This is a genomic window from Pseudomonas sp. SST3 (assembly GCF_003325755.1).
Genome location: NZ_QORI02000055.1, coordinates 1 through 7,933, shown reverse-complemented (window position 1 = coordinate 7,933; position 7,933 = coordinate 1). Strand labels below are relative to the sequence as shown.

Annotated in this window: 12 protein-coding genes and 1 pseudogene; 11 read left to right on the top strand and 2 right to left on the bottom strand. The window is 56.3% G+C overall.

What is annotated here, in order from left to right:
• From DQ405_RS22975 to DQ405_RS22925, 11 genes are all read left to right on the top strand, one after another.
• The coding region (locus tag DQ405_RS22975; protein WP_168426267.1) for an IS66 family transposase at positions 1-308 on the top strand (308 nt) is incomplete at its 5' end.
• A gap of 127 nt (positions 309-435) precedes the next feature.
• The gene (locus DQ405_RS22970; RefSeq protein WP_168426266.1) at positions 436-612 is read left to right on the top strand and encodes a hypothetical protein; all 177 of its coding nucleotides are present in this window, start codon (positions 436-438) and stop codon (positions 610-612) included.
• Between the two features lie 71 nt (positions 613-683).
• On the top strand, positions 684-1,415 hold the full coding sequence (locus tag DQ405_RS22965) for a hypothetical protein (protein WP_168426265.1): 732 nt from the start codon (positions 684-686) through the stop codon (positions 1,413-1,415).
• Between the two features lie 104 nt (positions 1,416-1,519).
• Complete coding sequence (locus DQ405_RS22960) at positions 1,520-2,179, top strand: SPASM domain-containing protein (RefSeq protein WP_241730133.1); 660 nt, start codon at positions 1,520-1,522, stop codon at positions 2,177-2,179.
• A gap of 14 nt (positions 2,180-2,193) precedes the next feature.
• Positions 2,194-2,934 (top strand): 2OG-Fe dioxygenase family protein, encoded by a 741-nt coding sequence (locus DQ405_RS22955; RefSeq protein WP_168426263.1) that lies wholly within the window; start codon positions 2,194-2,196, stop codon positions 2,932-2,934.
• A 56-nt stretch (positions 2,935-2,990) separates the two neighbouring features.
• Entirely contained in the window at positions 2,991-3,671 is a 681-nt protein-coding gene (locus DQ405_RS22950) for an AzlC family ABC transporter permease (RefSeq protein WP_342030443.1), read from the top strand.
• Positions 3,668-3,970 (top strand): hypothetical protein, encoded by a 303-nt coding sequence (locus DQ405_RS22945; protein WP_168426261.1) that lies wholly within the window; start codon positions 3,668-3,670, stop codon positions 3,968-3,970. The genes DQ405_RS22950 and DQ405_RS22945 overlap by 4 nt, the downstream gene beginning before the upstream one ends.
• Before the next feature lie 151 nt (positions 3,971-4,121).
• Complete coding sequence (locus DQ405_RS22940) at positions 4,122-4,379, top strand: hypothetical protein (RefSeq protein ID WP_168426260.1); 258 nt, start codon at positions 4,122-4,124, stop codon at positions 4,377-4,379.
• 716 nt (positions 4,380-5,095) lie between these two features.
• The gene (locus DQ405_RS22935; protein ID WP_168426259.1) at positions 5,096-5,413 is read left to right on the top strand and encodes a hypothetical protein; all 318 of its coding nucleotides are present in this window, start codon (positions 5,096-5,098) and stop codon (positions 5,411-5,413) included.
• A gap of 54 nt (positions 5,414-5,467) precedes the next feature.
• A complete protein-coding gene (locus DQ405_RS22930; protein WP_168426269.1) occupies positions 5,468-5,719 on the top strand; it encodes a type II toxin-antitoxin system Phd/YefM family antitoxin in 252 nt (83 codons plus the stop codon).
• The gene (locus DQ405_RS22925) at positions 5,719-6,144 is read left to right on the top strand and encodes a type II toxin-antitoxin system VapC family toxin (protein WP_206678933.1); all 426 of its coding nucleotides are present in this window, start codon (positions 5,719-5,721) and stop codon (positions 6,142-6,144) included. Before DQ405_RS22930 ends, DQ405_RS22925 begins: the two co-directional genes overlap by 1 nt.
• 213 nt (positions 6,145-6,357) lie before the next feature.
• Here the strand turns inward: DQ405_RS22925 and DQ405_RS22920 are convergent.
• Both DQ405_RS22920 and DQ405_RS22915 read right to left on the bottom strand, forming a co-directional pair.
• Positions 6,358-7,143: pseudogene (locus DQ405_RS22920) on the bottom strand (sodium ion-translocating decarboxylase subunit beta); the annotation flags it as partial.
• A 187-nt stretch (positions 7,144-7,330) separates the two neighbouring features.
• Positions 7,331-7,933: electron transfer flavoprotein subunit alpha/FixB family protein (locus DQ405_RS22915; RefSeq protein ID WP_196240176.1), on the bottom strand; the 603-nt coding region annotated here is incomplete at its 5' end.

The following is a 7,933-nucleotide window of genomic DNA, read 5'->3' as shown; positions in this document are numbered from 1 at the left end:
AAGCCTTGGATTACAGCCTCAAACGCTGGGTAGCGCTGACGCGCTACCTGGACGATGGCGCTGTGCCCATCGACAACAACCAGGTCGAGAACCAGATCCGGCCATGGGCCCTTGGACGCTCGAACTGGTTGTTTGCCGGATCACTGCGCAGCGGCAAACGCGCGGCAGCAATCATGAGTCTGATCCAGTCGGCGCGGATGAATGGGCATGATCCGTATGCCTATCTTAAGGACGTACTCACACGGCTGCCGACGCAGCGGGCGAGTGAGATCGGCCAACTGCTGCCGCATCAGTGGGCGCCGGCCTGAGTCGCGCAAGGTGAGTTCGGCGTACGCTTACCTTCTATCGACCTGGGCTGACACTGACTAATGACCAGGGCTCCCGAATCTATCGGTCCTGAAGGCTATGAGAGGATTCCTAATGAACACAAATCACATGAGCTCAACAATCGGCGGAACCGTTGGCGGCACTGTCGGTGGCACCGTGGGCGGAACGGTGGGGGGAACGGTCGGCGGAACCGTGGGCGGTACTGTTGGTGGCACGGTCGGCGGAACTGTGGGCGGCACATTTGCCGTCGGTGGAATGCAGTTGCGCAGCCGTCTGACGAAGTAAGAGCCTTGGCGGCGCCGTGTTTTGCGCCGCCATCTCGAACCTATCGTTAACGCAACTACGGAGGGAGCTAGGTGAACCAGCTCGATACGGAGTTCTACGTTGTCTCCGACGACGTGATTCAAAACCGCGTAGGTGATCGATACGCAACCTACCACCGCCTTCTGGGTGGACTGTTCTTTCTCGACGATACCGGCCAGGAGCTGCTTGAAACCTACCGTAAGCAGCGGCCGATACAGGCGAAGATTTTGACCGGCGAGGCTCAGACAAGAGAAGAGGAACTGACCCAGCAGCTCATCGCTCGTCATATCCTCGTACCGGCCAGTTCTCTTCGGATGCCGAGTGAGCCTGCGCCGCTTGAAAAAAAGGTCAACATCATCCAGTTGATTTTGGCTAATGCCTGCAATTTCGGTTGTACGTATTGCTTCGAAGGCGTTCAGGGCAAGGAAATGTCTGCAGAAGATGAATACAACAAAGTTGACAGCTCCAGGCTTATCGCCCGTGAAGGAATAAAGGTAAACATCGAAGACTCGATATATGCCTCGAAGGAGCGCTTTGATCATCAGTACGACCCGAAGAACAGATCGATGAAGCCGGCAGATGGTATCGCCTATGTCGAGTCTGCCCTTGCTGTGGCTCGTTCAGAGGGCGTGCATGAGGTAATGCTCCAGTTTTCGGAGGTGAACCGCTGCTCAACTGGCGGACTATTCATGCTGTGCTTGAGCGGTTTGGGAACGGGGAAAGTGATGGCGTCAAGATCAATTACTCGACCGTTACAAACGGGTCGCTCATCACTGACGAAGTAGCTCAAGCATTCGCAAGGTACCAAGTGGCTGTTTGCGTCAGCTTTGACTCGCCGACTAGCCCTAGTAGACCGCTTAAAAACGGTGATGACAGCACGCCAGTCGTGATGCAGGGTCTTCGAACACTCCAGAAGTTTGAAAACCGGGTGGCTATCAATGCAGCTCTAACGTCCTCAACTTGGGGAGATTTCAATAACTCAATCGTGGATCTCGCTGTCGACGTAGGGGCACGAGAGATCGGCGTTGTAGTGGATTTTGACCCTACGTTCTATTCAGATTTTGGGACCCAGAACATCGTCGATCGCCTCTGGAAGGTGGTCGAGTACGGCAGGACACGTGGCGTGGTTCTCACGGGTTACTGGCACCAAATCTTTCAAGTAATGTTGGGCTTCGACAGTGTGTCCTACCGTGGCTTTAAGAATTGCTCTGCGAAAGGGGCGCAATTCAGCATTGAGCCAAATGGCTCTGTGTTCGCGTGTAAGGCCGGATCAACGCTCCTGGGTGATATCCGGGATGGCGCCGAAATCCTGAATTCACAACCTTATCTCAAGCATGCCGGCCTCCGTAGAGATAACCCGGAGTTTTGCCGCGGATGTGAAATCGAGGGATTCTGTGGCGGGCTATGCCTGGGCCCTCTGGAGAAAAAGTTCGCATCAGTTGACTCGGTCGAACCTTCCGCCTGCGACTTTTATCGGGGAATCACTCGAAAGCATATTGAGTCGCTTCGCCCCTATGAAATTGCCACCTTCGATCTTCAGCCAGCTTGATTGAGAGAAAGCAAATGATCACCGCCATGGTACAACTACAACAAGATACGCCAGCTGATAACGAATTCTTAACGAACGGCTTTTGTGTAATTGATATGCCGGTCATGCCAGACAGTTTCCAGGCCTCCTTTGCGAACCTCCCACGTGATCGCCATAGCCCGGGTCGGCTCCGACAGATTCGGCTTTCTCAGTACATGGGATTCTGGGATGAGAATGAATGGCTATTTGCGTTGCTGCCTCAGAGAAAATATGTCCAGTCTGCACGCTATATCAAGCTAGCTGAAGCTGGCGGAGTACCGAGACATCGGGAGTTGCTTGAAGTAGACCCCACTCCGCTTATTGCGCGGGTGCTTGACGCATTGCCCGTAAATAAGAAGGAGTTGTTTCAGATAAACGTCAATCAGATCCGGGTGGTGGCGAACGAACTTTTTCGTGGCGTGACCGTACCTGAAGGACCACACCGTGATGGACATGAGTACAGCGTAATTGCCGTAGCTCGTCGAACAAACGTCAAAGGAGGGGAGACACAGGTCATTGATCCGTCTTCAAAAGAGGTAGTCCATCGACAAACCTTAAATGAGAATGAGGCCATCCTCATTGATGATGAGCGATACATCCATTACGCGACGGATATTGAGCCCGTCGAAGGAGAAGCCGGTTTTCGAGACATCTGGGTGATTGAGATCAACCATTGGGAGAATCGTGCATACGGCCGATTTCATGAAAAGCAGGCGATGGCGTCAGCGATCGAATGAGAAACGTCCTGAGTCTTTTCAGCAGGGCCGCAAGCTTGCAACGTGATGGGGAGCGCGTGACTGCCCTTCACCGCGTTACTCCGACGGCTCTGGCAATCGTTCCGGTAAGCATGCTGTTTGGTGTGCTTGCCGCGCGGGCTGACTGGACGTTGCTAGAAATTCTCGCGGTAAGTGCGCTGGGGTTTTCCGGAAGCGGCCAGTTTGCTCTGCTGCCGCTAGTCGACGCCAACGCCGGCTTTCTAACGATGTTGCTAGTCACCGCCTCAATCAACAGCCGGTACCTTCCTATCGCTTATGCATCAGCAAGCCGCTTGCCGCGATCTGTTTCAAAACGGGCATTTGTTGCTCATATGCTGGGCGATGAAGCGTATGCGACAGAGGAGGAGTCTGACAGTTGGCGATCAGCTTTCTTGATACGAGCAGTGATTTTCGGGGCGTGGGTGGCTTCAGGCTTGCTTGGCGCGCTGCTCGGCCAGTTCATTCCGGCAGAATGGTTTGGTGAGGGGGTAAATCTAGGTTTCCCAGCAAGTGTTGTTCTTATGTATCTATCCGTGTGTCAGCTCCGGTCCAGGTTGTGGCTTTCGCAGAGCGATCCGCGCGATCGTTCCGGTTTATTAGCAGCGTCCGGATTGTGTGTAGGCGTCGCACTGCTACTGATCAATCTGATCGGTGCTCACTATTTCTGGATACCTAGCATATTGCTTGCTACCTCCATCCTAGGTTGGGCAAAGCTATGAGTCAGTCGACCGAAGTTGCTATTGCTGCTTTGTTTTTTACGAGCTGCCTAGTACGCATCCTTCCCGCATTCATTACGGTGAAATTGGGCCCTGAGAGCCAGCGCTATCTAGAGCGTGTCCTTCCTGTTGCGGTGTTTATCAATTTCGCCGTCTACATCGTATATACCGAAGCGTTGCAAGAGCCAACTGCCGCTCTGGTCTCGCTTGGCGTGGTTGCTGCCATAGCCTTGCTGAATCTCTTTGGATTGATCACTGCTGCGGGGATTGGAACCGCTCTTTATTTTGCGCTTGTGACTTGAAATAAACCGAGCCGCGCGCACTAGACTCCATCAGCGGAAGATTACATAGGTACTGCTTGGGATCGAGGGCTTGGGCGGCGACCAGCCCTGGGAGACCTTCATATGCTGTTACCTATCCAAGCCTCATAGAGCCGAGCCGGCGAAGGGGTGCGTGTTTCCCTCCATCTCTGCCGAGTTGGGTCGGCGGGGGCAGGCCAGCCCAGTCACCGACGAGGCGGCGAATCAACGGCTCGATCAAATCAGCGATCACATCGATGGCAACCAGGATGCGGCACTGGTCCTTAGCGCCATGGTTGGCGCGTTGTTGCTGTCGCGCAGCGTGGTTGACCCGGACTTGTCTGATCGCCTGCTCGATGAAACCCGCGCCAGCCTGCTTAGGCTCATCGACGCCGATCTGCCCGAGACCTAGAACTCGTTTCGATAGCGGGAGGGCCACTTGAGCATGCGACAGGTTCGGTCCGAGCGCTGCGCGTACGGCCACCATTCGGTTCCACTTCTTGGCATCCGGCAATGAGGAGAGGGTAACGGACTCGCGTTGACGCTTCAGTTCATGGAGGCTACCGGTCTGCGTCCGGCAACAACCAAGCTTCAGCGGAAGAAGATGCGGGCCGTCGAGGAGCTTCCTACGCGCGATCACCTGTCACGCTGGGTGGCTCCGTCTGGTCAGTGGGTCGTCCTGGACGAGCCCTACGATCATGTGAGCGAGCCAAGCGTGATGGCGTCGCGAGCGGCCTGGGTGGAGAGCCGCGGATTGTTTTGGGCTCGGCCAACGTGGAGCGGGCTTTATTACCCGAACCATGCGGTTCCCCACCCGCATACGAATCATATCTCCCATTGCACGAAGCGATCCTCGTCCTAGTTGCTTTCTGCGCTAGAGCGAAACGCTGCCGTCCCTGCAACTAGTAGCCAAAGCTGATGAGATATCGCCTCCTCAACTGCCGCTCTGCGAGGTGATTTAAGATCAGGTATTTCTTGCGTAAGCTCCGATACAGTCTGTGGTTCCACCGTGACATTTTTGAATCAGCTGCGGTACACATGCGTCAGCCGCATTACCATTGAGCATCCTGGTCAGGATAGAACTGCAGCCGATCCGCGCGCTTTCTATAGCAAAAAAGGGAGTTGGATATGACGACGGAGCGGAATCGCCCACTGCACCTGCATACGCTGGATAGCCTCTGCTCAGATCTGGTAGCAGGTTTATTAGTCAGCGTGGGTGAAGATGGAAGCACCTTCCAACTTCAATCCAGTGCCTCTCGAGGCGTGCTGCTCTGGTACGCCAAGAACAAACTGAAATGGACGCGTGAACAGCATCTCGGTAAAGAGGCCGGGCTCTCGAACTTCCAGAGTCACATGTTTCGCAGCGGCAGGCTGTCACTGAGACCGGCATGGGCCAAACGCGGAAATCCCGAAACAGCCACGGCACGAATAGAACGGCAGTATTGACCACTCCTGATGATGTAGTAACATGGCTACATTATGTTTGAGGGAGTATCAATGATGCCCACTACATTAAGCAGTCGCGAATTCAATCACGACACAAGCGGGGCAAAAAAGGCTGCGCTTTCTGGTCCCGTTTTCATCACGGATCGCGGTAGGCCCGCGCATGTTCTGCTGTCTATTGAGGACTACCAACGCCTTACTGGCGGTAGCGTGAGCATCATCGACTTGCTGGCCATGCCAGGAGCCGAGGAGGTTGCGTTTGATCCGCCGCGGGCGGAAATCCGGACTCGCCAAGTCGATTTGTCCTGATGTTCGTCCTCGACACAAATGTTGTTTCCGAGCTGCGCAAAGCCAAGTCGGGGAGGGCGGATGCAGGTGTCGTCGCCTGGGCCAAAACCGTTCAGGCGAGCGAGCTATTCGTGTCGGCGATCACCATTCTGGAGCTGGAAATGGGCGTGCTTCAGATTGAACGGCGCGATGCGGCCCAGGGTGCCGTGTTGCGAGCGTGGCTCGATAAACACGTATTGCCAGGGTTTACTGGGCGGATACTGCCAGTCGATACCGGGGTGGCGCGCCGTTGCGCCCGGTTACATGTGCCAGACCCTCGAGCCGAGCGCGACGCGCTTATTGCCGCAACTGCCCTCATTCATGGGATGACAGTTGTCACCCGCAACATGGCCGACTTTGCACATACAGGCGTTCCTCTCCTTAATCCTTGGGACGTGGGGCTATGAGATCTTCAAGGCGACAATGACCTGAGCGTCACCGCTCAGTTGTCGCCGCGCTGTATTTGGCCTTGCGCGCCTGAAGAGCCAGTCAGGATCAAATAGTCAGGGGCGGGTACGCAGCACAGCTGCATGAGGCAGGTCGCCGCTTCCGGCTCGCCCCAGGTCGGCCGTGGTACGTACAGGCTTTCAGTTGCCCGTAGCTACACCACAGCTGAAGCACTAGCCTACAAAGCTCAGCAGCACCCCTGCAGCCACCGCCGAGCCGATAACCCCCGCCACGTTCGGTCCCATCGCGTGCATGAGAAGGAAGTTCTGCGGGTTCGCCTCAAGCCCTACCTTGTTCGATACCCGTGCCGCCATGGGGACCGCCGAGACACCTGCAGAACCAATCAGAGGGTTGATCTTGTTTGTACTGAACATGTTCATCACCTTGGCCATCAGCACACCTGCCGCGGTACCGCCGCAGAACGCGACCATGCCGAGCAGGAGAATGCCAAGCGTCTTCATCTGCAGGAAGGCTTCAGCAGATAGCTTGGAACCGACGGTCAGCCCCAAACCAATGGTCACGATGTTGATTAAGGCGTTTCGCGAGGTATCAGCCAGGCGGTCAACCACACCACATTCGCGGAGCAGATTGCCGAACGCGAACATACCCACCAGCGGAGCGGCATCCGGCAATAGCATGCCGACCATCAACGCAAGCATGAGCGGGAAGACGATCTTTTCGGCCTGGCCAACATGACGCAGCTGCGTCATGACGATGGCGCGCTCCTCCTTGGTGGTCAGCGCGCGCATGATCGGTGGCTGAATCAACGGAACCAGCGCCATGTACGAGTAGGCCGCCACGGCGATGGGACCGAGCAGATGCGGCGCGAGCTTCGCGGTGACGAAGATTGAGGTGGGGCCATCGGCACCGCCGATGATGGCGATTGAAGCGGCCTCTCGAAGGGTGAACTCCATCCCCGGGATACCCATCGCGGCCAGCGACAACGCACCAAGCAAGGTAAAACCAGCTCGTAGGCCATATATGGCGTAAGAATGCCGGCCATGTCCTTGATCGCCACCGAGTCGGCGTCCATGTCCTCGATCTGCTTGGCCACGGGGACCGCCCGACTGAACGACAGCATGCCTACACAGTTCTGTTGAGCAGCCGGTCATGTGCCGGCTGTGCCGCAAACGGGGGGAGGGGGAGTTAAACGAGCAACCGCTCGAGCTCAGGCACGATCTCGAACAGATCGCCCACCAGGCCGTAATCGGCAACCTGGAAGATCGGTGCTTCTTCATCCTTGTTGATCGCGACGATCACATTGGAGTCCTTCATGCCCGCCAGGTGCTGAATCGCGCCGGAAATGCCGACCGCGATGTACAACTGTGGTACGACGATCTTGCCGGTCTGACCGACTTGCATATCGTTGGGCACGAAGCCGGCATCGACCGCAGCGCGCGAGGCACCAACGGCAGCACCGAGTTTGTCGGCCAGCGAATAAAGATGCTTGAAGTTTTCACCATTCTGCATGCCACGCCCGCCGGAGACGACGATCTTGGCAGCCGTCAGCTCAGGACGATCAGACTTGGCCAGCTCTTCGCCGACGAACGCGGAAACACCCGCATCGCCAGTACCGGATACCTGCTCGACGCTGGCCGAGCCACCTTCGGCACTGACCGGATCGAAACCGGTCGCACGCACGGTAATGACCTTGATCGCAGCGCTGGATTGAACAGTCGCGATGGCGTTGCCGGCATAGATCGGGCGCTTGAAGGTATCAGCGCTCTCGACGGCGCTGATCTCGGAGAT

What these genes read in the sequence shown, in the direction of transcription:
- DQ405_RS22945 (WP_168426261.1), top strand. Translation starts at nt 3,668, where the DNA reads ATGAGTCAGTCGACCGAAGTTGCTATTGCTGCTTTGTTTTTTACGAGC.
- DQ405_RS22970 (WP_168426266.1), top strand. Translation starts at nt 436, where the DNA reads ATGAGCTCAACAATCGGCGGAACCGTTGGCGGCACTGTCGGTGGCACC.
- DQ405_RS22960 (WP_241730133.1), top strand. Translation starts at nt 1,520, where the DNA reads ATGCAGGGTCTTCGAACACTCCAGAAGTTTGAAAACCGGGTGGCTATC.
- DQ405_RS22935 (WP_168426259.1), top strand. Translation starts at nt 5,096, where the DNA reads ATGACGACGGAGCGGAATCGCCCACTGCACCTGCATACGCTGGATAGC.
- DQ405_RS22925 (WP_206678933.1), top strand. Translation starts at nt 5,719, where the DNA reads ATGTTCGTCCTCGACACAAATGTTGTTTCCGAGCTGCGCAAAGCCAAG.
- DQ405_RS22955 (WP_168426263.1), top strand. Translation starts at nt 2,194, where the DNA reads ATGATCACCGCCATGGTACAACTACAACAAGATACGCCAGCTGATAAC.
- DQ405_RS22930 (WP_168426269.1), top strand. Translation starts at nt 5,468, where the DNA reads ATGCCCACTACATTAAGCAGTCGCGAATTCAATCACGACACAAGCGGG.